Annotated in this window: 24 protein-coding genes, 1 tRNA gene and 3 pseudogenes; 19 read left to right on the top strand and 9 right to left on the bottom strand. The window is 60.5% G+C overall.

The window, feature by feature from the left end:
- Positions 1–459 precede the first annotated feature (459 nt).
- The 5 genes from ACOIX3_RS29645 (at position 460) to ACOIX3_RS29625 (ending at position 4505) form a co-directional block, all read left to right on the top strand.
- The gene (locus tag ACOIX3_RS29645) at positions 460–1464 is read left to right on the top strand and encodes a TRAP transporter substrate-binding protein (RefSeq protein ID WP_420965501.1); all 1005 of its coding nucleotides are present in this window, start codon (positions 460–462) and stop codon (positions 1462–1464) included.
- A gap of 151 nt (positions 1465–1615) precedes the next feature.
- A complete protein-coding gene (locus ACOIX3_RS29640; RefSeq protein ID WP_420965500.1) occupies positions 1616–2188 on the top strand; it encodes a TRAP transporter small permease in 573 nt (190 codons plus the stop codon).
- Entirely contained in the window at positions 2188–3471 is a 1284-nt protein-coding gene (locus ACOIX3_RS29635; RefSeq protein ID WP_420965499.1) for a TRAP transporter large permease, read from the top strand. Before ACOIX3_RS29640 ends, ACOIX3_RS29635 begins: the two co-directional genes overlap by 1 nt.
- A 211-nt stretch (positions 3472–3682) precedes the next feature.
- Complete coding sequence (locus ACOIX3_RS29630) at positions 3683–4264, top strand: Spy/CpxP family protein refolding chaperone (protein WP_420965498.1); 582 nt, start codon at positions 3683–3685, stop codon at positions 4262–4264.
- A 165-nt stretch (positions 4265–4429) separates the two neighbouring features.
- A tRNA-Lys gene (locus ACOIX3_RS29625) sits at positions 4430–4505 on the top strand.
- A 345-nt stretch (positions 4506–4850) separates the two neighbouring features.
- Here ACOIX3_RS29625 and ACOIX3_RS29620 read toward each other — a convergent pair.
- The 3 genes and pseudogenes from ACOIX3_RS29620 to ACOIX3_RS29610 form a co-directional block, all read right to left on the bottom strand.
- Positions 4851–6377, bottom strand: a complete 1527-nt coding sequence (locus tag ACOIX3_RS29620) for a hypothetical protein (protein WP_420965497.1) — start codon at positions 6375–6377, stop codon at positions 4851–4853.
- A gap of 58 nt (positions 6378–6435) precedes the next feature.
- Positions 6436–6672, bottom strand: coding sequence for a hypothetical protein (locus ACOIX3_RS29615; RefSeq protein ID WP_420965496.1), 237 nt, complete (start codon positions 6670–6672; stop codon positions 6436–6438).
- An 852-nt stretch (positions 6673–7524) separates the two neighbouring features.
- Positions 7525–7797 (bottom strand): annotated as a pseudogene (locus ACOIX3_RS29610) (recombinase family protein); the annotation flags it as partial.
- Between the two features lie 539 nt (positions 7798–8336).
- Between ACOIX3_RS29610 and ACOIX3_RS29605 the strand changes: the two are divergent.
- The 4 genes and pseudogenes from ACOIX3_RS29605 to ACOIX3_RS29590 all read left to right on the top strand — a co-directional run.
- The gene (locus ACOIX3_RS29605; RefSeq protein WP_420965495.1) at positions 8337–8639 is read left to right on the top strand and encodes a hypothetical protein; all 303 of its coding nucleotides are present in this window, start codon (positions 8337–8339) and stop codon (positions 8637–8639) included.
- Positions 8636–9085 (top strand): type II toxin-antitoxin system VapC family toxin, encoded by a 450-nt coding sequence (locus ACOIX3_RS29600; RefSeq protein WP_420965493.1) that lies wholly within the window; start codon positions 8636–8638, stop codon positions 9083–9085. Before ACOIX3_RS29605 ends, ACOIX3_RS29600 begins: the two co-directional genes overlap by 4 nt.
- On the top strand, positions 9082–10023 hold the full coding sequence (locus tag ACOIX3_RS29595) for a restriction endonuclease (RefSeq protein WP_420965492.1): 942 nt from the start codon (positions 9082–9084) through the stop codon (positions 10021–10023). The genes ACOIX3_RS29600 and ACOIX3_RS29595 overlap by 4 nt, the downstream gene beginning before the upstream one ends.
- A 9-nt stretch (positions 10024–10032) precedes the next feature.
- Positions 10033–10300 (top strand): annotated as a pseudogene (locus ACOIX3_RS29590) (integrase); the annotation flags it as partial.
- 1185 nt (positions 10301–11485) lie between these two features.
- Here the strand turns inward: ACOIX3_RS29590 and ACOIX3_RS29585 are convergent.
- Positions 11486–11788, bottom strand: a complete 303-nt coding sequence (locus tag ACOIX3_RS29585; RefSeq protein WP_420965491.1) for a helix-turn-helix domain-containing protein — start codon at positions 11786–11788, stop codon at positions 11486–11488.
- A gap of 561 nt (positions 11789–12349) precedes the next feature.
- Between ACOIX3_RS29585 and ACOIX3_RS29580 the strand changes: the two genes are divergently transcribed.
- The 3 genes from ACOIX3_RS29580 (at position 12350) to ACOIX3_RS29570 (ending at position 13386) form a co-directional block, all read left to right on the top strand.
- Positions 12350–12484: a helix-turn-helix domain-containing protein gene (locus ACOIX3_RS29580; protein ID WP_420971824.1), complete on the top strand. Its 135-nt coding sequence runs from the start codon at positions 12350–12352 to the stop codon at positions 12482–12484.
- 17 nt (positions 12485–12501) lie between these two features.
- Complete coding sequence (locus ACOIX3_RS29575) at positions 12502–12774, top strand: WGR domain-containing protein (RefSeq protein WP_420965489.1); 273 nt, start codon at positions 12502–12504, stop codon at positions 12772–12774.
- 210 nt (positions 12775–12984) lie between these two features.
- Positions 12985–13386, top strand: a complete 402-nt coding sequence (locus tag ACOIX3_RS29570) for a hypothetical protein (RefSeq protein WP_420965488.1) — start codon at positions 12985–12987, stop codon at positions 13384–13386.
- Positions 13387–13448: 62 nt separating this feature from the next.
- Here ACOIX3_RS29570 and ACOIX3_RS29565 read toward each other — a convergent pair whose 3' ends face one another.
- From ACOIX3_RS29565 to ACOIX3_RS29545, 5 genes are read right to left on the bottom strand one after another with little or no spacing between them, the layout of a single operon-like run.
- Positions 13449–14762, bottom strand: coding sequence for a DUF2130 domain-containing protein (locus tag ACOIX3_RS29565; protein WP_420965487.1), 1314 nt, complete (start codon positions 14760–14762; stop codon positions 13449–13451).
- 22 nt (positions 14763–14784) lie between these two features.
- On the bottom strand, positions 14785–14895 hold the full coding sequence (locus ACOIX3_RS29560; RefSeq protein ID WP_420965486.1) for a hypothetical protein: 111 nt from the start codon (positions 14893–14895) through the stop codon (positions 14785–14787).
- Positions 14849–15019, bottom strand: a complete 171-nt coding sequence (locus ACOIX3_RS29555) for a hypothetical protein (protein ID WP_420971823.1) — start codon at positions 15017–15019, stop codon at positions 14849–14851. Before ACOIX3_RS29555 ends, ACOIX3_RS29560 begins: the two co-directional genes overlap by 47 nt.
- A 31-nt stretch (positions 15020–15050) precedes the next feature.
- Positions 15051–15230 carry a hypothetical protein gene (locus ACOIX3_RS29550; protein WP_420971822.1) on the bottom strand — a complete coding sequence of 60 codons (180 nt, stop codon included), beginning with the start codon at positions 15228–15230 and terminating at the stop codon, positions 15051–15053.
- A gap of 17 nt (positions 15231–15247) precedes the next feature.
- On the bottom strand, positions 15248–15478 hold the full coding sequence (locus ACOIX3_RS29545) for a type II toxin-antitoxin system RelE/ParE family toxin (RefSeq protein WP_420965485.1): 231 nt from the start codon (positions 15476–15478) through the stop codon (positions 15248–15250).
- Between the two features lie 333 nt (positions 15479–15811).
- On the opposite strand from ACOIX3_RS29545, the gene ACOIX3_RS29540 reads away from it, so the two are divergent.
- From ACOIX3_RS29540 to ACOIX3_RS29510, 7 genes and pseudogenes are all read left to right on the top strand, one after another.
- On the top strand, positions 15812–18307 hold the full coding sequence (locus ACOIX3_RS29540) for an AAA family ATPase (protein ID WP_420965484.1): 2496 nt from the start codon (positions 15812–15814) through the stop codon (positions 18305–18307).
- Between the two features lie 117 nt (positions 18308–18424).
- The gene (locus tag ACOIX3_RS29535) at positions 18425–18892 is read left to right on the top strand and encodes a hypothetical protein (protein WP_420965483.1); all 468 of its coding nucleotides are present in this window, start codon (positions 18425–18427) and stop codon (positions 18890–18892) included.
- A gap of 71 nt (positions 18893–18963) precedes the next feature.
- Complete coding sequence (locus ACOIX3_RS29530; RefSeq protein ID WP_420965482.1) at positions 18964–20379, top strand: DUF6035 family protein; 1416 nt, start codon at positions 18964–18966, stop codon at positions 20377–20379.
- A 695-nt stretch (positions 20380–21074) separates the two neighbouring features.
- Positions 21075–21570: pseudogene (locus ACOIX3_RS29525) on the top strand (DUF932 domain-containing protein); the annotation flags it as partial.
- A gap of 99 nt (positions 21571–21669) precedes the next feature.
- On the top strand, positions 21670–22638 hold the full coding sequence (locus tag ACOIX3_RS29520; protein WP_420965481.1) for an ArdC family protein: 969 nt from the start codon (positions 21670–21672) through the stop codon (positions 22636–22638).
- A 256-nt stretch (positions 22639–22894) separates the two neighbouring features.
- The gene (locus ACOIX3_RS29515; protein ID WP_420965480.1) at positions 22895–25033 is read left to right on the top strand and encodes a ParB/RepB/Spo0J family partition protein; all 2139 of its coding nucleotides are present in this window, start codon (positions 22895–22897) and stop codon (positions 25031–25033) included.
- A gap of 99 nt (positions 25034–25132) precedes the next feature.
- Positions 25133–25546 (top strand): hypothetical protein, encoded by a 414-nt coding sequence (locus ACOIX3_RS29510; RefSeq protein WP_420965479.1) that lies wholly within the window; start codon positions 25133–25135, stop codon positions 25544–25546.
- The last annotated feature ends 160 nt before the right edge of the window (positions 25547–25706 follow it).

Here is a 25706-nt window from a genome sequence, read left to right as displayed (position 1 = left end):
CGTCCTGGCGAAAGCCAGGACCCATAACCACCAATGCTCATTGTTGCGCGACGCTGGGGCCACAGCCTTCTTCAACAACTCAACCCTGTGGTTATGGGTCCCGGCCTGCGCCGGGACGACAAACGACAAGTCCCGCTCACAATTCTCGCTGCGGAGTATGGGTCCCTGCTTTCGCAGGGACGACAGCCGGCAAGAAGCACCAGCATTCGCGCCCGGCGAACTCGCCATTGCCAAACCTCGCATTGACCGTGCCGCCATGGCCGGGCACAGCGTGCGGGCGGTGTCATGAACGGTCGCAAGAGCCGAAAGGGATACCGCCGTATCGATTTTTGCAGTGCAGCAACGGCGCAAATCGGCCCCTGCTAAAGGGGCAATGGCAATCGGCGTTGCTTGTCTGTAATGGTGCGACCGGATGTCTCGGGGCCGGTATTCGTGCTCCGCAATTACGCGGGAGGAAACATGCGTAAGTTCATTTTGGCCGCGGCGTCGATCGCGGCTTTGACCTTTGTCGGGCAGGCCTCGGCGCAGTCGCCGATCGTCATCAAGTTCAGCCACGTGGTGGCCTCGGATACGCCGAAAGGCAAGGCGGCCGACAAGTTCAAGGAACTCGCCGAGAAGTACACCGGCGGCAAGGTGAAGGTCGAGGTCTATCCGAACTCGACGCTCTACAAGGACAAGGAAGAGCTCGAGGCGCTGCAACTCGGCGCGGTGCAGATGCTGGCGCCGTCGAACTCGAAGTTCGGCCCGATCGGCATCAAGGAATTCGAAGTTTTCGATCTGCCCTACATCCTCCCCGACCTGAAATCGCTGCGCAAGGTGACCGATGGTCCGCTCGGCGCCCAGCTGCTCAAGAAGCTGGACTCCAAGGGCATGACCGGTCTCGCCTATTGGGACAACGGCTTCAAGCAGATGAGCGCGAACAAGAAGCTGCTCGCGCCCGCCGACTACAAGGGACTCAAATTCCGCATCCAGTCGTCGAAGGTGCTGGAGGCCCAGTTCCGCGCGCTCGGTTCGATCCCGCAGGTGATGGCGTTCTCCGACGTCTACCAGGCGCTGCAGACCGGCGTGGTCGACGGCCAGGAGAACACCTGGTCGAACATCTACACCCAGAAAATGCATGAGGTGCAGAAGTACGCGACCGTCACCAATCACGGCTACATCGGCTATGTCGTGGTCGTGAACAAGAAATTCTGGGACGGCCTGCCGGCCGACATCCGCGACGAACTCAACAAGGCGATGAAGGAAGCCACCGAGTTCGGCAACAACCAGTCGGCCAAGGAGAACGAGGACGCGCTCGCCGAGATCAAGAAGGCCGGCAAGACCGAGATCATCTCGCTGACGCCGGAGCAGGACGAGGCGATGCGCAAGGCGATGATGCCGGTCTACAAGGACGTCGCCTCGCGCGTCGGCCAGCCGCTGATCGACGAATTCCTCAAGGAAACGGGCCGCAGCCCGATGAACTAAGGCGTGATCCGGAAAGGCGGACACCGGCTTTCCGATCATGCTCAACAAATCGCGGATCTGAACCGCAAATCCAACGAATGCCGCGGCCGCGTGAGGCCGCGGACTGGGTGCCGTGGCCGGTTGCCGCATCAGGCCATGTCAGGGGAGATCAATGCTGCTGAAAATTCTGGACCGGCTCGAGGAAATCATCATCGCGAGCCTGATGGGCGCTGCGACGCTTCTGACCTTCGTCACGGTCGTGCATCGCTTCCTGGTCGACGTGCCGGTGCTCTATCCGTATCTGTTCGGCATCAACCTCGCATGGTCGCAGGAACTGTGCATCTACATGTTCATCTGGATGGCGAAGTTCGGCGCGGCCTATGGCGTGCGCACCGGCATCCATGTCGGCGTCGATGTGCTGATCAACCGCCTCAATGACCGCTGGCGCAAGATCGTCATCCTGTTCGGGCTGCTCGGCGGCGCGCTGTTCACCGCCATCGTCGGCACCATGGGCGCCAAGTTCGTCTACGAGCTGATGCACACCGACCAGGTGTCGCCCGACCTCGAAATTCCAAGCTGGATCGTCTACGCCTGCATTCCGCTCGGCTCCTATCTGATGTCCTTCCGCTTCCTGCAGGTGTGCTGGAATTACATCCGGACCAATGAGCTGCCGCACCATGACGCCGCCCATGTCGATGGCGTCGAGACCAGCAAGACCGCGCCGATCGCGCTTGGAGAAGCGTGATGAGCGCCGCACTTATTTTCGGATTGCTGTTTGCCCTGATGCTGACGGGCATGCCGATCTCGATTTCGCTCGGCCTGTCGGTGCTCACCTTCCTGTTCACGATGACGGAAGTGCCGATCGAGAGCGTCGGCCTGAAATTGTTCTCAGGGTTGGACAATTTCGGCATCATGGCGATCCCGTTCTTCATCCTGGCCGGCACCTTCCTGACCCGCGGCGGTGTCGCGCGGCGGATGATCGATTTCACGACCTCGCTGGTCGGCCATCTGCCGGGCGGCCTCGGTCTTGCCGGCGTCGCGGCCTGCGCGATGTTCGCGGCGATCTCGGGTTCGAGCGTCGCGACCGTGGTGGCGATCGGCTCGATCATGATGCCCGCGATGGTCGATCATGGCTATCCGAAGCGGTTCGGCGTCGGCGTGATCTCGACCTCGGGCGCGCTCGGCATCCTGGTGCCGCCCTCGATCATCCTGGTGCTCTACGGCGTCTCCACCAACACCTCGATCGGCGCGCTGTTCATGGCCGGCATCGTGCCGGGCGTGCTGCTGGCGTTGATGCTGGCCGCGGTGACCTTCTTCGTCGCCCAGCGCAACGGCTATCCGAAGATGCCGCGCGCGACCATCGGCCAACAGTTCAAGGCGTTCCGCGAGAGCATCTGGGGCCTCTCGCTGATCGTCATCGTGCTCGGCGGCATCTATGGCGGCATCTTCACGCCGACGGAGGCGGCGGCAGTTGCCGCGACGTACGCCTTCTTCATCACCGTGTTCGTCTACAAGGAGCTGAAGCTCTCCGAGGTGCCGAAGGTGCTGTTGCAGGCGGCGAGCATGAGCTCGATGCTGCTCTACATCATCACCAACGCGGTGCTGTTCTCGTTCCTGATGACGCATGAACAGATCCCGCAGGAGATGGCGGCCTGGATCATCGACAAGAACTTCTCGGTCTGGATGTTCCTGCTCGTCGTCAACGTCATCCTGCTGCTCGCCGGCAACGTGATGGACCCGTCGTCGATCCTCCTGATCATGGCGCCGATCCTGTTTCCGCTGGCGACCAAGCTCGGCGTTCATCCGGTGCATCTCGGCATCCTGATGATCGTCAACACCGAGGTCGGGCTGTGCCATCCGCCGGTCGGGCTCAATCTCTACATCGCGAGCAGCATCGCCAAGATGGGCATCAGCGAGATCACGATCTCGGTCCTGCCGTGGCTGTGCGCGATGCTGGTGTTCCTCGGCTTGATCACCTACGTGCCGGAGATCTCGCTGTGGCTGCCGCGACTGCTGGGAATGATCTAGCCGGCGCATGATCCGGAAAAGTGTGAAGCGGTCTTCCGACAAGATCATGCGCAAACAATCAGAAAACCAAAGCGCGATCCTGCGCTTTGGTTGTTTCTGACGGGCAATGAAGCGGATTACATCTTGGCAAGAAAGGTCTCTCTGTCCAATCCGTAAGTTGAAGGCGAGCGACGGCGGTATCATCCTCAGGCAACCTTCAAAGGAGGTTTGGATGAAGAAAGTTCTGCTCGCCGGCATCGCGGCGCTCACGATTGCCGGTTCGACCGCGGTCTATGCCCAGCATCGCCCGTGGTTCCATGGCCAGATGCGGATGAGCCAAGAGGACCGGGCCGCCTTCCTCGACGCGCGCATTGCCGCAGTGCACGCCGGGCTGAAGCTGACCGCCGATCAGGAGAAGCTGTGGCCGCCGGTCGAAACCGCGGTGCGCGACTTCGCCAAGATGCGGCTCGATCGCGCCAATGCGCGGATGGCCGCGGAGAAGACCGATGCGGACAAGGCGCAGACGCCGGATGATCCGGTCGCCCGCCTGCGCGAGCGCGCCGACAACATGGCGGCGACCGCGACCTCGCTGAAGAAGATCGCCGATGCCGCCGACCCGCTCTACAAGACGCTCGACGACAACCAGAAGCGGCGGCTGACCATGCTCACCCACATGGAAGGGCGCGGCTTCGGTGCCGAGGGCTGGCGCCGCCATCGCCTCGAGCGCGGCATGGACCGCTGGGAGCGCGGCGGCCGCGACCATCATTTCGACCGCGACGACGGTCCGGATCAGGAGCGCTCCGGCCGGCTCTGAGAGCCAGCCGCCGACATCCTCGCCAAGCCTATGAAAGGCCGCCGGAATCCGGCGGCCTTTCGGCTGTCAGAAAGTCGGGAAAAGTTGCGCCAGCTTGCTGGACATCGCGGAATCGCTTTGCTAAACGACGGCCTCTCTTGCGAGGGTCATTTCCGGACAAGTTCCGGGCGCATAGCTCAGTTGGTAGAGCAGCTGACTCTTAATCAGCGGGTCCCAGGTTCGAGCCCTGGTGCGCCCACCAAAGGAAAATCCTTATTTTCCAAGACCTTCGCGAGATGTTGGTCGAGAACAAAACACGTCTCGTGCGACGCTTTTTGTGGTCGTACGTCGCACACCATGCGACGAGCCGACCATGTTCGCTGAATGTCTTCGATGGAACCCGATCTGCACGTGACCGTCAAACTGCACGGAAGAATCGTCGGCACTTCGCCGCCAAGACGAAGCGGTGCGCCGCGTGAGTCGAGTGTGCTGAGCTTATAGCCGGCCGTGTGGCCAAGCGTTGGCGAGACTCGAAAAGCCATCAACGGGATGGCGTTCGTTATCATAACGACAGCTTCAACCTTTCAAGCCATCGGGCTTTTGGCGATTAACCCTTCATCCCTTCCTTGCGTACCTGCAATTCGAGCCGATCGATGCCGGCGTCGGCACGATCGGCATTGCGGGCGCGGTAATGCTTCACGATGGTTTGCGCGCTTCGGTAGGAGTGCCCCGTGATGTCGCAGATGGTCAGCAGGTCGCAGCCGGCGCGATCAAGCAGCATCACACAGGTATCGCGCAGATCTTGGTCGTGCTTCTGGTCGAGTTCACCGGCGCCATTAACGAACATCAGAGACGGGCAGGGCTTCAGGCGCCATGCCCCCGCCTCTCCATTGCTATCGCGTGCCGCCTGCACATCCAGCCATTGCACCAACGCACGCGCGCGCTGATCGACCGCGCGGGCGCGCTTCGCCTTGTTCTCGTCATCGAGTGAGAAAGGCGCGAACAGTTTGTCTACGGTTCTGAGCAGTTCGGCCGTCAGCCGCTCCGCGCGGACGACCGCTTGGCGCACGGTATCGCGTGCGAGAAAGCCGAAAACAGCGACGGCGCGTGCGGTCGATACCCAATGGCGATAGGTACTCTCGTCATAAGGCTCGCCGTTGTCCTCGCTAACGACGAGTTCGAGCGGCACCTTCTCGAGCTGAAGCCGCAGCTTGAGCGCCTTTATTCGTGCGCGCGAGGCATTAAGCCGTGCGCTGAGCTGCGGTGCCTCCTTGATGTCAACAAGTTCCCCAGTCTTGCTTTGCCGAAACGCGTGCCGTCCTTCGACGTCACCCTCGTCACGCATGATCAGACGGTCGGTCTGGCGCTGCCCGGTGAATAGCGCGAGATAGAAGCTGTCGCCGATCGAGGCCCGTTCGATTGCATCGGCCGCAGCAACCCACGCCGAAAATTCCCGCATCGCGACTAGCACGATCCGGCCGTCCGGATGATCGAATTCCATGCCCTCTCGCGGGTTGGGTCCGAGGCGCCACAGGATGCTTTCCTGGCCCCAAGTGAATGCGGCTGAGAGCGTCGCGATCATCGACAGCGCCATATGATGGCCGCGCACCGATTTCGCATAGTTGTAGAATGCGCGGAGCTCCGGCTTGCCAATCGAGGATGGTGTCGCGGTTGCGATCGGCTCCGGTTCTCGCGCAGGTTCCGCCACGCCAAGTAGTCTGGCGGCCCGGATCTCGGCACGCATCCTTGCAGCGGCCTCGCGGGTCTGCGGCCGGTGGAGTATGGCGGAGATGCACTTTCGGTAGGATGATTGCGAGGCGCTCGACAGCGCCTTGAACTCTGCCGACTTGCTCCAGTCGTCGAGAAGATATTCTATCGTAGCACGCTTCCGTACAGTACTCTTTTGGGGCAGTTTGCCAGCCCGCCGCGCCGCATCGATTTCAGATTTTCGCCTATCTGAAAAGTCGGAGGCCTCCTGAAGATTGAACCACGCGCCAACCGGACGGCCCTTTCCATCGTGCGGCGGATGGCGCAGGTCGGTATCCACAAAGCCGAGTACTCTGGCGTAAGCGCCATGCGATGAGCGCGGACGGCCTTCACGCCACTTCACGTACGGAAATTTCGGATCGGCCATTGAAAGCCTCGGTGCCGAAGTGAGAGGGCACCATTGGAATCTAGCGCGACCTTGAATGTCAAGCGCCATGATCCCCATAGGCCATTCTTAGCCGCTCGCGATGTTCTTCATCGCTTGTTGCCGGCGGTCGCGCAAATCTGTCATTGGCGATTGTCTTCGGGCGCATGGGATGATGCCGGGTCAGCCAGGCGTCGAAGCCAGTACGTTCCCACTTGAGCGGCCCGCGTTCGCTGATCGGCGCTGGCAAGCCGTCGCGCTCGTGCCGAATTTGACGCGTGCGATAGAAGGTGTTCAATGAGATACCTATCGCTGTTGCGACTTCGGTCGAAGAATAGGGCGCCATCATCCTGTGGACCGTTCGGCACGTGCAATTCGATAAGTCCGCGACCACGTTGTGCATTCGCCCGCCGCCTCTATGCGAACCTGCAACCGGACCGCTATGTGCGGCAACATATCCATCGCTTTCGCCGAGGTTCGAGCTAGTTCGTGATGTTTGTTCGCTCTCTGGTGCGGCTGGTACGGTTGAGTCTCGACCTTCAGTCCCATAGTTTAAGATCGCAGGTTCAAACCCTGTCCGCGGATCGCTCTGCATCGTGACAAAGATGGCCAGTTGCGGTCGCAATGCAAGAGAAAGAGACAAGCGATATCAATGTGTTGTATCGTTGCCATGCGCGGATCTGAGTTGCCTAGCGTAGCCGGTCGGGAAACTGCAAAGTCGAGCGCACGAAGAACATTTTCGTGATCACCCTTTTGGAGCTGCAATTTGGTCGACAGAGGAAGAGTTAGCTACCATCGCAACGGCTTTGGCCTGCGCCGAAATGAAGCTCATTTCTAGGAGTACAAATCCAGTACCGCGCTCCCGTGGGCCGAGCCAAAGAGGTGCGAGGCCGGATCTGGAGTTGGTGTTGCAGTTTCGCGCTGTCATTACTGCGCTGCTGACACCATTCGAACGTGTGGCCTCCACCTTTGGAGGGCAGTGGTTGACCTACGCTGCCAATCGCGGAACGGACTGTTCGACCAATCGCAAGAATCGGGTGTTGCGTGTCCCGCAACCAACGATTCTTGCGAAAGCAAGGCGCCCAAAACCCCGGGTTCCGCAAGAATGTCGGGGTTTTTCTTGTTCGCGGCGAACCGAAGGATCGCAGCCCGTCACGTCACCCTCCGACAGCGTAACGATACGCACACCGCCGAAAGCCATACGCTTGAACAGTCCAGCGATATCCTCCTGATCGCGGCTCAGACGATCCATCGCCTCTGCGAGCACGACGACGAATTTGCCGCGCATCGCATCGCTGATCAGTTCCTGAATGCCGGAACGCAACAGCGACGCGCCGGAGATCGCGCGATCGGTATTGCTGTCGACGACCGTCCAGCCTTGCTTCTCGGCGTGCAGGCGGCACAGCCGCAACTGATCCTCGATTGAAGCGTCTCGCTGATTGTCTGATGAGTAGCGGGCGTAGAGGCGACCTCCTTACTCCGGAAGGTGGTCTCGCGTCCGGCTATCAGTTTCGACTCGAACGAAGTCCCGTGCGGCCTGTCGCGCCAGCAGTCGGACTAGATTGACGAGGCGTGGATCGGGCTTTGATGATGCAAGCGCAACCGGTTCGCGGGTCGCTTCGGCGACCACAAGAAGCTGTTCGGCTGTTGTACGTCGCTGTCGCGCCACGATCGTGTCCTTGTCCTAGCGCGGAATACCCGCATCGCGACAATGATGCACAGTAACAGTGCATCGGCAAGGTAAAATGTATTGTAAGTCGGGGGCACCGGTCGACCGTCGTCGTAGCAATAATATGTTTGTGATCACCCCCTTGGAAGAGGGGCGTCTTGTCATGGTGGCGCCCCCCCCCCCCCGCCGGCACACACGCTTTGGAGAGGCCATCTTCACCGATAACAATTCCGCCAGCCTTGCGCTCCAAAGAAAATACGGTTATATATCTGGATATAGCACGGAGGCCCGCGATGAGCAACAGTGCGCAGAAGAGAGCCCTCGCGAATTACCGGACCCGCCTGACGAAGCGTGGCATCGCACGGTTCGAGATCCAGGCGCTCGACGCCGACCGCGATCTACTTCGATCCCTTGCCCGGAAATTGACGGAAGACGGTCCGGAAGCCGGGCAGCTTCGCCGGACCATACGGCAGGCAGTGGCGGGTGAGCCTCCAAAAGCGGGGGGTATTCTCGCCGCGCTGCGTCGCTCACCGATGGTCGGCACGGATCTCGGCCTCAGCCGTCCGCGAGAAGAGGGGCGTAAGGTTGATCTGTGACGCGCTACCTCCTTGATACCAATATCATCAGCAACATCGTAAAGTCGGAGCCGTCGGACTCGCTGCTGGCTTGGATGGGTGCTCAGAAGGACGACGACCTCTTCATTGCTTCGCTTACCGTCGCCGAAATCCGCCGAGGCATCTTAGAGAAACCAAAGGGCAAGAAGCGCAATAGCCTTGAAACTTGGTTCGCGGGCCCCGAAGGTCCGCAAGCGCTGTTCGCTGGCCGCGTGCTGTCGTTCGACGAGAAAGCTGGCCTCGTGTGGGCGCGGCTGATGGCCAACGGCAAAGCCAAAGGCCGTTCGCGAAGCGCGCTAGACACAATCATTGCCGCCGTAGCCGAAGCCAACCAGTGCGTCGTCGTGACCGATAATGAAAAGGACTTCGAGGACATTCAGATCATCAACCCGCTCCGTAGCTCTGGGAGCCAGGAGGTAGGCAGGTGACGATAGCTCGGACGGTCCGGCCGATTCACTTCGAGGATTTCAGCGGCACCGAGTTCGAACGCCTCGTGTTTGCCTACCACCTTTGCGATGGCTGGACTGATCTCGCTTGGTTCGGTCAGACGGGAAGTGACCAAGGGCGTGACATCATCGGCACACGTCCGTTCGACGACCAACCGGACGAGCGCACTGTCATTCAATGCGTCAATCGCGGCAGCCTGACCCACGCGAAGGCGGAGAAGGATATGGCCGCGGCGGTGAACGCAGTAACCGGCAAACCTGACACCTTCAAGTTCGTATGCCGCGGCAGTGTCTCCGCCCAGCGTCGCGATGAGGTTCGCGTGGCGGCCGCGAAACTGGGTGTCCCTAAAGTAGCGATCTGGTCCGGCGCGGAATTCGAGGAGCATCTCCGGCTTCGAGCCGAATTCCTCCTGCGCCGCCTGGTCGAGGGCATTCTGTTTCCCGATAGCGAAGGCGAGCTGCGCAATTTCGTCGATAAGTTTCAAGACATCGATGACGAGCAAGCCCTTGCAATGTTCGCCCGCGCCTTCGACCGGCCAGCGTTTCGGACGCCATTCCAGCAAGAGACCAATCTACACGCTTTCCAGCAAGCCATCGACGACACTATCCGAGTGCTCAGCACAGGCATCTGGCAAACGCGAGAAGGCGTCGAAATACACCGACTTCCCTCGCTTCACCACATCCGCGATGTGGGCATCCGCAACGCTCTGGAGCTGACGGTCCGTGAGTTGGATCAGCTTCGCCGCCGATTCAAAGCGCTGCTGTCCTCCGGACAAATCAGGCCTTGCGGTTGCGGCAATCCCACTTGCCCAACCTTCACGCTTACGGACGCAGCAACTCGCGAGATGGACCGGGCGCGCGATCGAGTGCTTGCCGCTTTCCGACGGTCGTATCCCTCCTTCAAGGTCGTCCTAGAATGACGTCGCCCCGGCTTCACGGAGGTGAGATCGCGGCGTTGGTCGGCCATGCCAAGGGCTCCGTCACCAATAAATGCATCCACTCGCTCGACACGGCCCGGATCATGGCCGCGACACGATCACCGGCTACATTGAGAGCTTGCTGGACAGGAAGGCGTTCAAGCGCCGGGCCTACGTATTTAACCGCTACTCACGTAAAGCGGCGCTCGCACGCTTCCTACGAAAGGCCGCGGGGGAAGAGGAAGCGCCGGGTGTTGAAGACGAGCGGCGGGCCGCCTAGTCTCCCGATGGCTGCTGACCTTCATAGCCGATCGCTGGCGTTCTCCCGCCGCGCCCGATCAGCTCATTGCGCCGGGCGGCGGCCTCGCGGCTCTCGACCGGGCTGGCCGTCGCGGAAGACGGGCCGGGACGAGAGATTGCCCTCAGCGTCGGTGAAGGGCTCATAGCGCTGCACCGTTCATCCTTTTCGGGCGGATTGTATCGCGTTGTTTGTCCGATAGATTTGGAGTTGTGACGACAGCGTGTGACGCATGCATTTCCACAGTTCGAAGGGCGGATTAACAGTCGCTTCGGCGGTAGAACATCACCGATCGACCACCTGGAAATGATGTCCCGCTGGCCCAGCGAACGCAAACAGGTACACGAATTTGCGGTCGAACCACTCGCCTCCTCGGCAGGAACCACGGTCGGGCAGCGATTGATGGGGTGACCACGGTCACTGGCTTAACCTCAGGCACCGCTGGGCGATTTTAGTTTGGGCAACCTGACGTTCAGTCCGCCAGACTGCGAGCTCAGGGTGCGTTCCTACTTCTTGGACATCTTCGACTGTAACTCCCGGTACTGTTTGCTGAGGCCAGCCAGGGCTTCAGGAGTGGGACGGAGCCGTGTTCGTAGACAAACTGGAGCCGGATGCCGTCCAACTCCGCCCTCATGCGATTTGCTACCCTTGCGCTTTCACGCAGTGCAAGGTTTGAGTCAAAATCGACCCCATCGTCGTGAAACCGCCAAGAACGCCGGCAAGAAACGCTTGACCCGCGGCCCCGGCCGCCAGACATAGCAATCCGCAAGCCCCGGACACGATGACGATGAGCTGATGCCACCCTGCATCCTTTGAGTAGCCTTGGTGTGCATGTCGATGGCAGCCTGAATCTCCGCCAAAAACTCGCCTGCTCGTTGTTCAGACGTTTTTAACACGGTGGCTCCCCAACGTTTACGGCCCTGGCAATCCCTTAAGAGTGCGAATAGTAGATCTTGAACTCGTCGTGATACCTCATGGACTCAGGCCTGTATGGGCCGTGTCCCGCACACTGGGTGACCTCGTCCAATTTGAACCGTTCCCTGACGGAAGGATGGACCCGTGCGTCATGCGGTATGCGCGCCTCCGAATGCTTGGAGGCGCTGATACGACGAACACTTCGGTCAGCGGTAACCTTCACGGGCTATCATTGACGAGACTGTTACCGCATCAGCGGACTTGCACTGACCGCAACTGTTTCTTGCTGCGCCGCGGGCGCTCCGGTTTGCGACCGTTGGACGAGGTTGGAATCCGAGTACCCTTGGGCGGCTGAACAAAGAGCTCGGACAAATGAACGCCGAGTGTGTCGGCGATCCGCTCAAGAAGATCAATCGTCGAGTTTTTCGACTGCCGTTCAAGACTGCTCATGTAGGCGCGGTCTATCCCAGCCTCGCAAGCCAATTTTTCTTGCGAGATACCTCGCTCTACGCGAATCCGACGCACATTCCAGGCCACCAGGGCGCGAGTTTTCATGTGCCACACTATGGCCTCGGCCGCGCCGTCAAACCACTGGATATAACCCCACTATTAGTTCTTCGCGAAAGTAAGCCGCGGCAGATCGCTTGCCGACCCGGCAGCCCAAGGCTTGTCGATGTTCCGTTTTATGAGCGAGGCAGACTGGACAAGATCGGGTGCGGTTTGTTCATCTCTGGCGAAGGCCACGTACCTAGACTAGATGCGATTTTCGTATTGCAGACAGGGCGCGTTCGCTGTCGCGAACCGGGCTCTATGAGCTGCGCTTACCGAGTCCCTTACGGAAACGGGGTCTCGGCCCATGCGGGTAACGATCCCATCGCGCAAGACATAATGTGCTCCTCGCCGGGGCACTCGGAAAAGGGGCTCGCCTTCGGCGACCGCTATCACTGCCCCGTTCCCGGGTGCCGCTGCTAAGCCGGTCTCGTCGTTGCACTCGGACCCGCGTGCCCCTTCGGGTCGCTATGCTCACGCTCTCCGGGTGCCATTTCAGAGGGCGATGCGCAGCGCACACGCCGTCCCTTGCACGAATGATCCTGGCCAATCAGGTAACGACCAGGCATCGCTGGGGAATGGCGGCCAGCTCTTTTTGTCACGAAAACTGCCGTCGCGCGCGAGTACGGTGTCAGTCGAGAGACCGTTCATCGTTACCTTCGCGTGTCCGCTGTTCTCCGCACGTCGACCATCAAAGAATAAGAGGAGGAAGAAATCGCATGACCGCGATCATGCTCACCCGCACCGACAGCCGTCGTAATGTGGCGCGCTTTTACAAGCTGGACGTGCAGTCGACGCTGTTCGGCGAATGCTCACTCGTCAGGGAATGGGGCCGAATAGGCCGTGCTGGCACCGTTCGCATCGAAACGTACCGGAGTCGAGGTCCGGCCGACATCGCTGTGGCCTTGAACCGGATGCGCAAGCTCAAGCGTGGTTACCGCTACCGCAACTCCTCCCCAGCAATCAGAATGGAATTGTCGGAGATCACATAATCGCACTTACGATTACACGATCACCGGTTTGGAGTTCGGCGGCGCCGTAGTGATCGTGCCGTGCGCCCCCTCGAAGGAGAGCTGGCCTAATCCGCTTCTGTCCACCTCTCAATTCTGTGGTAAGGCATGCCAGAGGCAGAGGGCTTCCATTGTGTCTGAAAACAAGGTGAGTGAAGCGGACTATGATGCACTACGCGTACTGATGACTGTATGGAGCAGACGCCTCCGCTCTCCCATGAAGAGATCGTTGGTTCGTCCGCCAACCGGCATGCCGTTATCGAGCGAATGCTTGCGAGCGGCGAAACCTGGAATCAAGCCTCGTCCGGACCTGCCTTTCTTTCACTGGGCGAAGGCGAATTCCGACATCACCTGAAGGCAATCGATAACAATCTCGGAGAGCAGACGGCCATCGTTGCCGACGGTTTTTCTAAGTATCTGAAGATGGGCGAAGTGCCGGCGCCATACTATCCCTGGCGCTTTGCCATCATTCTACGGCGCGAAAAGAAGTTGGATTTAGAGAAACGCTTCCTTGCGGCGTGGTGCGAGCATTTTTCCGACGGAGTCGGCGCTCGGTATGCTCAACTGGTCGATCGACTCCGAAAATTGGCTTAATCGCATTGTCGCACCTGCGATTAACAGTGTGGTTCCGGAGTGCACCTCAACCGCCGCGGTGCTCATCGCAGCTTTCGCTCCAGTTCGCCATCATTTTCCAGCAATGGCACTTCCAAACTCGGAATCTCCGGCATGGCCTTGCCCGCGATGGCCTGAAGGTCTCCAACCATTCCAACCGTGGAGTCGATGACCGCCAAGATTTGAGTTTCCCGCTTCGCCCACTGCCGGCCCATGAACTTCCGCTCCTTGTCGAGATCCTCGCGCATGTCGTTGAACTTCTCGACGACGGCCTCGACACGCTGCCGGAATTTCGTTCCCGTCAGGTAGTGGTAGACCTGCTCCATTTTGGTCTGTTGACCTTGCTGGACGAGACGCGAGGTGCTCACGTCGATCAGCGCCTGGCGGAGCGCGACGGCGACAGGCAAGGCGCAGCGGGGATGGGCCACCCAGACGCCGTCGACCAGGTCGAATTGCTCGATATGCTTGGGCAGGGCGTGGGAGATAATCAAGGCGACGTCAGCGCCGGAGCGGCGCTGGTCGTCCCGCAGCTTCGCAAGCCAACCGTCACTCCACGCCTTGGTACGCTTGGTCTCCCAGAGAATAATGCCGGCAGGCTGGCCAATCGATCCGTTGACCTGCTGGATCACGTCGGCGCCAAGCTCGCCTTTTCCAACCGGCTCAATTGTGTCGGTCGGAAACCGGCCGCGCAGTAGTTCCTCTAGCTCAAGCTCCAGCACCTCGCCCTGGGACTGCTGCGATCCTTGTTCAGCTTTGCGTTTCAGCTCCTCGATGGTGCGCGTCATCGATTCAATGGTCTGGTCCTTTTCGGCGACGCGGAGCCGTGCGGCCTCGTCGGCCTCCTGCCTAGCCTTGATCTGGATCGGGTCAATCTGCGCCTGAACGCGCTTCTCAATGGTCAAGTCAAGCTCGCGCTTCTCATCATCCAGGGCGCGTTGCTTGCGGATGAGTTCGGCCTGCGCCTGCTGCGCCTCCGCCAGCTTTGCGTTGTTCGCTTCGAGCTGCTGGCGGAGTTCAGCTGCTTCATTCGTCCTGGCCTGAACGTCGGCCGCGGCCGCGTCGCGGGCTTTCTTCGCTTCCGCAGCGACGAGTTGGCTCCGCTCAGCCGCGAGCCGGCTGGCGACCAAGTCTTCGACCTGCTCGCGATCCCTTTGGAGCTTTTCGCGCTCTTGTTGGAGCGCCTCGGTCCTTCGCGCGATTTCCGCGTCCTTACTCGCCAGTTGCTCCTGAAAACGCCGGCGCGTCTCCGCGAGGAGGGGAGCCGCAAGCGACTCGGTCAGCGGGATTTCGTGGTTACAGTTCGGACAGTGCAGGGTTGGCTCATGAGCGGTTTTGGCCGCCGTCACGTTGAATGTCATGAACCCTCCCTTTCAGCAGGCTCTAGGCTGGAATAAACGTGATCCGGCCAGCCTCTCCACGCTTCCGATGTGGCTTTACCGTTATTTCAACGTCCTGGTCGAACGCCGTGAGCATGCGCAGCAGCTTTTCCACCGAAACCAGCTTGAAATGCCCTCGAAGCAGCTTGGACAGGGTCGGGCTGCTTCATCTCAACCAGGTTCGCGGCTTCAGTTTGGGGGATTTCCCGCTCGGCCATCAGCCGCTTCAGCTGAACGATCAGGGCAGCCTTGAGCTGGTGCTCCTCGGCATTAGGCAGGCCGAGATCGGCGAAAATGTTGCCGGAGCCCGGCTGTGGGCGGGCAGCTTCTTCTTCGTGCCATCATCGGTCTCCCTTTGTTGCCTCGTGGATTGCCTCGGCGTCGCGCAGGGTCAATATGCCTTTGCGGCGTCGCGACTCCGCTGGTCGACTTTTTCGGGAAAGCGTGCAGAACGTACAGAGCGCCCTCTAGACGCGTCGTGTAGACGGCGGGTAGGTATCACCGTCGAAGTTGTCGCGAATCTCCAAAATCCCGCCAAAGCCTATTGGGGGCTTCGCGTTGCGCGGGTGTTCGCCGAGCTGCGCTTCGAAAAGGGACTGGCCGATCTCGCTTCGGACGGCTGCAGGGAACGCCCGCAGGTCTTTCTTGCTCGAACCTACGAATACCGTGGGCTTTATCGCGCGCAGCAGATCATTCAAGCCATTATAGTCCCACAGATTGGTGTCAACGTCTCCCCCAAAGGTTTAGGAAGGATGTCTTGACAACCGAAACCGGTCGCTTTCCATTGCTGCAATCAATGATTTTGCATTGTCCGACATACAATTGCTTTTGGTGTATTTATGCCGAGTGATGGCGATTTGTTTGATTGGTGCGCTGCACGTCCGCGCTGGCAACAGGAAGCTATACGGCTCCTGACCACTAAGCCGACCCTCGATGCGGATGAACTCAGGCAACTTGAGGACGCTGTAAGAGCGGAAGCAGGGATTTCCGCTGGAAAGCCACCTGCCTGGCCTGCGCTCACAAAGACCCACTTGAAGGCGGGCAATCAATTCGCGCCAGTCACCGTTCTGGGGTCGATCGGCCCGCTGCGCAACATCGACCGGTTGGCTGCGGAACAACCGCCGCTCAAGTTTGCGATCAACGGCGTGACGCTGATTTACGGTCCGAACGGTTCGGGGAAGAGCGGGTATTGCCGCATTGCGAAGAAGATTTGTCATTGCCTGCACGACGTGACCCTGCGGGGTAACGTGTTCGAGCCCGCGTCATCCGATCCCCGGGAGGTCACCCTGACCTTCCGCGTCGATGGCGACAAAACGCGCAGCGTGGTTTGGGATGACCGAAGCGCACCGCCACCGGAACTGGGCAGAATCTCCGTCTTCGATAGTGACGCAGCGGGCCTCTATGTTGATGCCGAGCGAAATATCGAGTTCTTGCCGTTTGAGCTTGCCCTGCTGACCAACCTCGCTGAAGCTCTGCGAACCTTAAACGGTCGCTTCAAGGCCGAGGAAGCGAGCTTGAACAAGGCGCACCAGGCGCCCCTGCCGCTCGGATATGAGAAGCGTACTAAAGTATCGGCGATGATTTCGACTCTGAAGGCCGACCAGAAGCTTCCGAGCGAACAAGCGATGCGCGCGTTTGCAGCCTGGGCTGAAAAGGACGAGTCCGATTTTCAGGCGCTCACGCTCGACTTGAGCAAGGACCCGGTTCTTCTGTCGAAAGTGAAGGAGGCCACCAAGTCGGCAGTCGAGACGTTGGTTGCCGATGCAAACACGATTTTCGACGCAATCGGCAATGCCGGCCTTACGAAACTAAAGGAGGCGCGAGAGAAAGCAGCGGCAACGCGCGAGACGGCGAAGGCAGCTGCTTTCGCCTTGGCCGCGGATTCAGCAGTTCCGCAGCTGGGCAATGAGACCTGGCGCCAGATGCTGATGTACGCGCGCGACTTTGCTGTCGAAGCATACCCGGACCTTCAGCCGCCCCAACTGGCTACGGCCGATACGTGTGTGCTCTGCCATCAGCCTCTCGATGCGCCTGCGCGCACGCGACTCGCAGCTTTTGATGACTATATCGAGGGCCGGGCCAACGGGGACGCCGAGAAAGCAAAGAAGGAGTTCGCGGATGCCGCCCGCGCAATCCTCGACTTCAAGGTCTCCAGCAGCCAGGACATCAAGAACAGGCTGGTCAATTTCGTGGAGGGGTCGGTGCCCCGCCAAGCGCTGGCAGATGGGGTTGAACAGTTTTACGGTGCCTGCCAGGAACGTCACGCCCTGGTTTCAACAGCCATCAAGACAGTCGACTACGCAGGTCTCGACGGCCTCGCGGATCTCGACCGGTCGATCATCGACGAGTTGCTGGCTGAAGTGACCGGCCTTGCCAACGAGATCAAAGGGTTGAAACCAACGGCGGACGAGGCCGCCAAGCGGCTCAATCGCCAGCAACAATTTGATGAGTTGGAAGCGCGGAAGAAATTCTCGGCCGACGTTGAGACGTTCGTGGCGCGGCGGAATTCGCTCGACCTGCTTCTGAAAACCAAGGCGTGCGTCACGGCCTGTTCTGTCGCCGGGATCACCTCCCATATCACCCAAATAAGAAGGAAGGTTTTGACCGCTTCCCTGCAAACCAGCCTTCAAGACGAGATTGAAGCCCTCGACCTTCAGCATCTGCCCCTGAAACTTGCCGACCGAGGGGAGGTCGGCAAAAGCAAGGTGCATATCGGACTTGAGGCTCAACAGAAGGTCGGAAAGAACAGTGATATCCTGAGCGAAGGAGAGAAGCGGGCGCTCGCCCTGGCAGGCTTCCTCGCCGAATTGAACGAAGTGGGCGCCAGGCATGGGATCGTGGTCGATGATCCGGTGTCCTCGTTGGATCATGCCCGGATGGAGGCGGTAGCGAAGCGGTTGGTGAAAGAGGCCGCCGCCGGACGGCAAGTCGTTATCTTCACGCACAATCTCTTCTTTCATTACGCTGTGTTGGAAGCTGCGCAGGACATGAAGGTGCCTCTTCGCGAGGAATGGATCGCCAAGCACGCGGATGGACGGTTCGGCGTCATTGACGCCGGCCAGGAGCCCTGGATTTCCATGGGTGTCACGAAGCGGCTCGCAATCATCGACGGCTTGCTGCAAAGGAAAAAGCCGACGTATTCCGAAACCGATGAGGCTGAGCGCTCGTTTGTGACAGATGTGTACACCAAGATGCGCGAGACGTGGGAACATGCCGTCGAAGAGGTCCTCTTCGCCGGGGTTGTCGGCCGCTTCCGGCCCAATGTTGCAACCCTCAAACTGAGGGCCGCCCGCGTCGAGAAAGCGGACTACGAAGCGGTGTACGCTGGCATGACGCGATGTTCGAAGTTCTCCGGCCACGACCAATCAGCAGGGGTGCCGGCAGATCTTCCCAAATTCACGGAACTTAAGGCAGACCTTGATAAGCTCAACTCGTTTGTCGCGGTTGCAAACACGCGCCGGAAGACACTTGAAAAAGAAGGTCAACTCTATGAGGCAGGGCCTGTGGCGGCCCAGGTCCTAGACTAGCCATCGCGGCTGGGTCCTTTGGGCGCTTCGCGGTCTTGACCATCAGCTTGTGCTAGACTCAAACCAGCAATCGGGGGCATGCCAGTGGTAACGTGGTTTCCTCTCGTTAGAGACGTTGTGCTGTTCGCCATTGCCATCTATGGCGCGGCGCTGTCGACGTTCAATTGGCGGCAGGCCCTGAAGAAAGATCGGCGCAAGATTACCGTCACCGCATCATCGGCAATGCCTACCTACGGCAATCAACTTGGAGCACCGTATGCCAAATTGGAGGCGGTCAATACCGGCCACCGGGTTGTAACCGTCAAGACGCTAACATTCGAGATACCGAGCGGGGTCCGCCTGGCGCCCATGCTCGCCGATCGCTTTCCCGGAATGCCCGATACCCGGTTGCCAGTGTCATTGTCGGACGGCCAAAGTGCCCAGCTGCTGCTGCCGTATTCGGACATCGCGGAGGCTTTGATGGCCAACGGGCAGACCGGAAAAGTCAAACTCACGCCCGTTTGCGTGGACTCTGCCGAGAATGTTTATCGTGGCGAAGCATGGGATGTCGATCCTCACGAATTCTTGCGAATGGGCCGAGCCTAATTGAGCATTCTACGGGCGAATCGGCCAAAGTCGTCGCCCGTTCGGCCTCCCGCCTGGGCGCATTCCGACCAATGATCTTTACCGGCCATAATGTCACGATCGAAGCGCGCGCCTTCGCGGCGCCAGTGGATAACCCGGAGATTGCGGAGGTTATCGACCTCATCTCAGGTGAGGTACAGCGCGCAACGACGTTTATAGCGGCACACCGCTACAGCGAATTGGTTGAAGCGCGCGTCGCCATGCGCGAGGCGATGAAGGAGGGGCGGCCACGGCATACATGCGCGATTTGCGGCACGCCGGTTCACCTGGTCGCTAACATGCGCAAACGCTTCTTCTTTCGCCATAAGACTGAAGATGGCTCATGCCCAGCGGTAACGCGGAGTTCGCTAAGCGAAGAAGAAATCCGGGCGCGGAAATATCACGGTCTGCGTGAAAGCGAAGCACACAAGCGGATCAAGTACCTTATTGAACGCAGCTTGCGAGCGGACCCGGCATTCGACACGGAGACAATCATTCAAGAGAAACGTTGGAATGCGACAGACGATCCCCACACGTGGCGAAAGCCCGACGTGCAGGCAACTTCGACCGAAGGTCGGTTTGCCTTCGAGGCGCAGTTATCGACGACCTTTCTGGACGTCGTGGTCAGTCGTCGGATGTTCTATCGCGATGTTGGAGCGCACCTGATCTGGGTTTTGGCAAGTTTCTCGGAAGACTATAGGCGTATGACCACTGACGACCTGTTGTTCTCCAACAATTCGAATGTCTTGGTCGTCGACGAGGAAACGGTTCGGCTGTCGGAGGAAACCAAACAGTTTCACTTGCGGTGCCACTATCGCATTCCGTTCTGCAATGGAGGCTCCATCACAGACAAATGGCAGGAAAGCGTCGTTCCCTTTAGCGCGGTCAAAAAGGAGATCGACCAGCAACGTGCCTACTACTTCGACTATGGGGCGCAAGAAGCGAAGTGCCATGAGTCCTTTGACCAGCAATTGCGTGATGAAGTCATTGCCTATTGGGCGGCGAATATGACCCGGCAGATGGAGGGGAGTCCGGAACATCAGGATCGCTGGCTCGCAATCAAGAAGAAACTTGCAGAGCGCAACGTCATCGTACCAACCCGTCCGGCATGGGATGGCGGCTTCAAGGGCATGATGCATGCCGTGTTGAGTGCTCTGAAGGGGCGTGGCGTCGGATGGCAGTTTGATACATTGATCCAGTGCGCGCACCAGACTGCCCAAATGCATCCGGAAAGCCTGCTCGCGTTTGCCTTTGCTGTCGAAGTGGCGGGTCACAAGGAGTTGCTGGAGAGCCAGGACTCGACAGGAAAATGGGCTTCACGGTGCAAAACGATGCGTGTCCAATTGCTCAAGGGGGATCCAAGATATACCCCGCCGCAGCAATGGATGCCGGCGCTATCGTTCTTATTTCCCGAAGTGGGCGCGCGCCTGGCAGAGTTCGTGCGACGCAAGGGCCTATCAACCAGCTAACTCAGGGTCTGTCGTGTAACCGCATTTGCGATTTTGCGACACGCGTCAAGCGACCGAAATGTTCAACGATCACAATATCAAAATCATGGAACCAAGCGTTGGGGCTGGCGCTGTTCAGCACAATCTGTGCGGGCCCCTTGGATTGACAATTGGATCACCAAAGGAAAAGGCTCCCGTGAGGGAGCCCTTTCGGACAAAATAGATGTTTAGACTCAGGTCGTGGCTTTTGACAGCGAATGACCGATATCGTCTTCAACGCGGAAGAGCTACTTGATTACCTGGACTTCTCTCTGAATTTCGGGTGCACAAAAATCGGTGAAGCTACGCCCTCAAATTTGAGGTTCGCCGTTACCGTTGAAGTTCGCCACTGAACTTGGTGAATGTCCACCATCGGGATTGCGTCTCCTTTGCTGTGAAGATCACTGATCATCTGCTCGAAAGATCGCTGCTTCATGTTCGCAGCCGCTTTGTCGCGATAGACGGCAAGGCCGCCGAACGCACGGATGGCGCGTATTCCGCCCTTAAACGCACTTTGAGGGGAAAGCCTTCCCCTACGCCCGAGCCTGAGGTCTCGGCCGACCCCTTCTGTGGGGAGAACCCCAACGCCCCCCTTAGAGTGAGAGGGCGGACTCGCTTCGCCGTGACGGGTTGAAGAACGGAGGAGAGGCCTCCGGCGCCTGTCGTGGAGATAACCCATGACCCAAGTCAGAAGTTCTGAGCGCCGCCCGCGACCATGTCGGCGGCAACAAGGTGGACGTGACCCGCGGCGAGCGCGTCGGCCGAGTATCGTCGGAATGGTTCTCGCGGCCACCGGACGAGCGCTATCTATCCCTGTCGGACCTCTATGCCACGGTGCGTAGACGGTCCGAGCGAAGCCGGACCCGAACGCTCGAGAGCGCCGCGATCCGGGTTGAGGCCGCCGCGACGATGCCGAGCGCCTCGCTCTGCAGCTGCCCGGTTCCGACGCGCCGACTCCCTGGAGCTTCGGCCAACTTGTAAGCTTGGCGCGGAGCGCCGGCGGCTTACCTCCGTCAGCTTCCGGGGCCGCTCGCTGGCATCAACCTGCGGTTCGGCCTCAGCTCTTATCGAACCGAGCAGCTCAAGACGCTCGAGATAGAGGATGGTCGCGTCGAGCCTCGCGCCGCTACGGGTCCCGAATATGGCCGTTATCTAAACAGTCAAGCTGTCTCACCAGCTTTTCACTGATCCCTTCCCATCGACGTTGAGCGTGACGCCGCCGCAAGCGGTGGCGATCCCGTGCGCTCGGGTCGCTCCCAAGGAGCTATCACGATGTCTTTCAGGATGCAGTCCGGAGCGCGTGCCGATGTTTACACGCGCATCACCGCCGAGATCATCGCGGCAATTGAGCAAGGTGCAGGCCAGTGGCGTGCGCCGTGGTTCCACAACGGGACGAGTGTTGCTCGCCCAATCAACGTCGCTTCGGGCAGACGCTACCGGGGCATAAACACGGTGGCGCTCTGGGTCGCAGCCACGGCCAGCCATTACAGCGATGGCCTGTGGGGCACCTATCGGCAATGGCGGGACGCTGGCGCGCAGGTGCGCAAGGGCGAACGCGCTACCACTGTTGTGCTGTGGAAGCAGGTCGCTCCGTCCGAGCCGGCTGACGACGATCACGATGGCGGCGATCGGCGGATGTTTGCCCGAGCATTCTCGGTGTTCAACGTCGCTCAGGTGGACGGATACGAGCGCCCTCCGACGAACGTCCTTCCAGAGAACGAGCGCCTCGCGCATGCGGAAGCTTTCATCGCCAACCTCGGGATCAAGACTGTATTCGGCGGATCCGAGGCTTACTACCTCCCGTCATCGGACACGGTATTCATGCCGGACTTCGCGTCCTTCCGCGATGCCGCGTCATTCTATGCTGTCTGGCTGCATGAGGACGGCCATGCCTCAGGGGCAAAGCACCGGCTTGACCGCGATCTCTCGGGTCGGTTCGGCTCGGCCGCCTATGCCGCCGAGGAATGTTGCGTGGAGATTCTCAGCGGGCTTGTCCTTGCCGATTTGGGCGTAGCCCATTATCCGCGTCCCGATCACGCAGCGTATATTGCGTCGTGGATCAAAGTGTTGAAGGACGATCCTCGGGCCATCTTTACTGCCGCCAGCAAGGCGCAGCAGGCCGCCGACTGGATGCACGCGCAGCAGCCCGTATCTGCTGAGGAGCGTCAGACTTCATCCGCAGTCCCCGACGAGACGGATGCGTACCAGTCTCATTTTCCTCTTGTCGCTAGCACGTTGTAGCAGGGCGCGGACCTGAAGATGCTGGACGATCACGTTCTCCAGCTGGAGGCCCGCGCGAAGAAGCTGCCCGACCGCGCGACCTGACACCCGGAAAGCCGGAGATGCGGAAAGGCGTGCTTCCTACTTCGTGCCTTTCCGTCTTTCCTGATCGTCAGTTTGTGGCGCTGCCCTTGAGAGGAAGAGGGCGGCGCCGCGCTTCGTGACGGGTTGGAGGTCCAGAGAGAGACTTTGGGTCGCCCGTCGCGGAGTATTACCTATGGCTACTGCCGTTCAGAAAATCACCCTGTCGTCCTCGCGCGACATTCCCTTCAACAAGCTGGTGCTCAGCCAGTCAAACGTCCGGCGTGTGAAGGCCGGCGTCTCCATCGAGGAGCTGGCTGAGGACATCGCCCGGCGTACCTTGCTCCAGAGCCTCAACGTCCGGCCGGTCCTCGGCGCCGAAGGCGCCGAGACCGGCATGTTCGAGATCCCGGCCGGCGGCCGGCGCTACCGTGCGCTGGAGCTGCTCGTGAAGCAGAAGCGCCTGGCCAAGACCGCGCCGGTGCCCTGCGTCGTTCGCGACAGCGGCATCGCCGAGGAAGATTCGCTCGCCGAGAACGTCCAGCGAGCTCCGCTGCACCCGCTCGACCAGTTCCGTGCCTTCCAGGCTCTGCGCGAGAAGGGCCGCACCGAAGAGGACATCGCCGCTGCCTTCTTCACCTCGGTCAACCTGGTGAAGCAGCGCTTGCGCCTTGCCTCAGTTTCGCCCGCGCTGCTCGACGTCTATGCCGACGACGGCATGTCGCTCGAGCAGTTGATGGCCTTCACCGTCACCGCGGATCACAGCCGCCAGGAACAGGTCTGGCAGGCTATCTCCGGCTCCTGGCAGAAGGAGCCTTATCAGATTCGCCGGATGCTGACGGAGAAGACCGTGCGCGCCTCCGACCGGCGAGCCGTGTTTGTCGGCCTCGACGCCTACGAGGCGGCCGGCGGTGTGGTGCTGCGCGACTTGTTCCAGTCCGACGACGGCGGGTGGCTCGAGGACGTCGCTCTGCTCGACCGTCTGCTCGCCGAGAAGTTGAAGGCGGAGGCGGAAACGATCGCAGCCGAAGGTTGGAAGTGGATCGAGGTCGCGATCGACTTCCCCTACGGCCACACGCGTGGCCTGCGCGAACTGGACGGCATACCCGCCGGTCTCACCGCCGAAGAGCAGGCGGCCATCGAGGCGTTCAAGGCCGAATTTGCCAGGCTCGAAGCCGAGCATGACGGCGCGGATGAGCTTCCCGACGAGGTTGACCAGCGACTCGGCGAAATCGAGACGGCTCTCGCCGTCTTTGACGATCGACCCATCAGCTATCAGCCTGCCGACATCGCCCGCGCGGGTGTGTTCGTCGGCATCGACGCCGAAGGCACGCTCTTGGTTGATCGCGGTTACGTCCGGCCTGAGGACGAGCTGCCCGTGGCCGAGCCAGAGCAGGGCAGCGATGGCGAACCCGCTGCCGCGACCCTCGACGGCGCCGAACCATCAGCGCCGGGAATCCAGCGCAGCGTCATCACCATAGGCGGGCAGGTCGCGGAGGCAGAGGATGAGGATGATGATGCGGTGAAGCCGCTACCCGATCGCCTGCTAACCGAGCTCACGGCGGAGCGGACTTTGGCGCTGCGCGACAGGCTGGCGATCACGCCTTCGGTCGCCTTCCAGGCGGTGCTGCACAAATTCTGCCTCGACGTCTTCTCCCGCTATTCCTCCTACGGGACGGCGATGGAGGTCTCGGTGCGAAACGCCAGCTTCCCGGTGCAGGCGCAAGGGCTGAAGGACGCGCCGGCGGCCAAGGCGATCGACGCGCGCCACAAGACGTGGGAGGAACGCCTGCCCAAGGACAAAGCCGATCTCTGGGACTGGCTCAGCGGTCTCACGGGCGACGAGCAGGCGGCGCTTTTCGCGCACTGCGCCTCGTTTGGCGTCAACGCGCTTTACGAGAAGGGCGATCGCTACGGCGGCGGCGCCACCCCGCACACCATCGAGCAGCGGATCGCTGAGGCCGATCGCATCGCCCGGGCCGTCGACCTCGACATGGTGGAGTCCGGTTGGCGCCCGACCGTCGAAAACTATCTCGGCCGCGTGCCGAAGCTCCGCATCCTGGAGGCGGTGCGGGAGGGCGCCGGCGAGCGGGCCGCCCAGCTCATCGACCATCTGAAGAAGGGCGACATGGCCAAAGAGGCCGAGCGCCTCCTGGCCGAGACCGGCTGGCTGCCCGAGCCCCTGCGAATGACCGGCGCCGACCAGGCGGCGACTGTCGACGCCGCGGAGCCCGAGGGCGATGGCGAGGCGCTGCCGGAATTCCTCGCCGGCGCCGACGAGGAAGAAACTCCGGCCGATGAAGCGGACGAGCCGCGCATGATCGCGGCCGAATAGCTCGAGCACGCGGGGCGGCCTTAGGCCGTCCCGCGTCTTTTCACTGCCATTCAACCCAAAGCCTGGCGCAAGCCGGGCTTTTGCATTCTGGAGGCTCTCGTGCCCCTCTTCACCATCGAGACGACCTATCATTTGCCGATCTATCGGCAGCGAACCTACGAAGCCGAAACGCTCGACGAAGCCTGCGATCTTGCGATCGCCGACGAGGGCTGGGACGACAACAAGTCGGACGTCGAAACGTCTGGCGATACCTATGTTACCGGTGCCTGGGAAGGCCGCGAGGCTGCCTATAGCGGCCGGCGCCTGCCGTTTCCCTCACGTTTCGGCGAGCAGGTCCAGCGCAAGGCCGGCCATTTCGAGTTGCTGCTCGGTCTGCTCAAGATACTCATCCACGCTCCGGATGAAGGCTCAGTCGATGTCGAGCTTTGGCGCCGGCGGGCGGACGCCGCCATCGCGAAGGCCGAGGCCATTCTCGCGGGCGAAAATGATCCGACCGAGGGAGCTACGTCGTGACGAAATACATCGTCACCTTCGTCGAAGGCGACGAGAACTACCGCGCGGAAGCGGTCGCCGTCGCTGATGATGGCCAAGCCTCGCCATCTTGGCAGCTCGGATACTGATGAACGCTCCGTACACGGCGCGCCGCCATCCGGTGGGGCGCCGTTTCTCATGT

Source organism: Bradyrhizobium sp. B120 (assembly GCF_049075665.1).
Taxonomy (GTDB): Bacteria; Pseudomonadota; Alphaproteobacteria; order Rhizobiales; family Xanthobacteraceae; genus Bradyrhizobium.
Note: the sequence above shows the minus strand (reverse complement) of the source record. Positions and strands in the feature narration are given on the sequence as shown.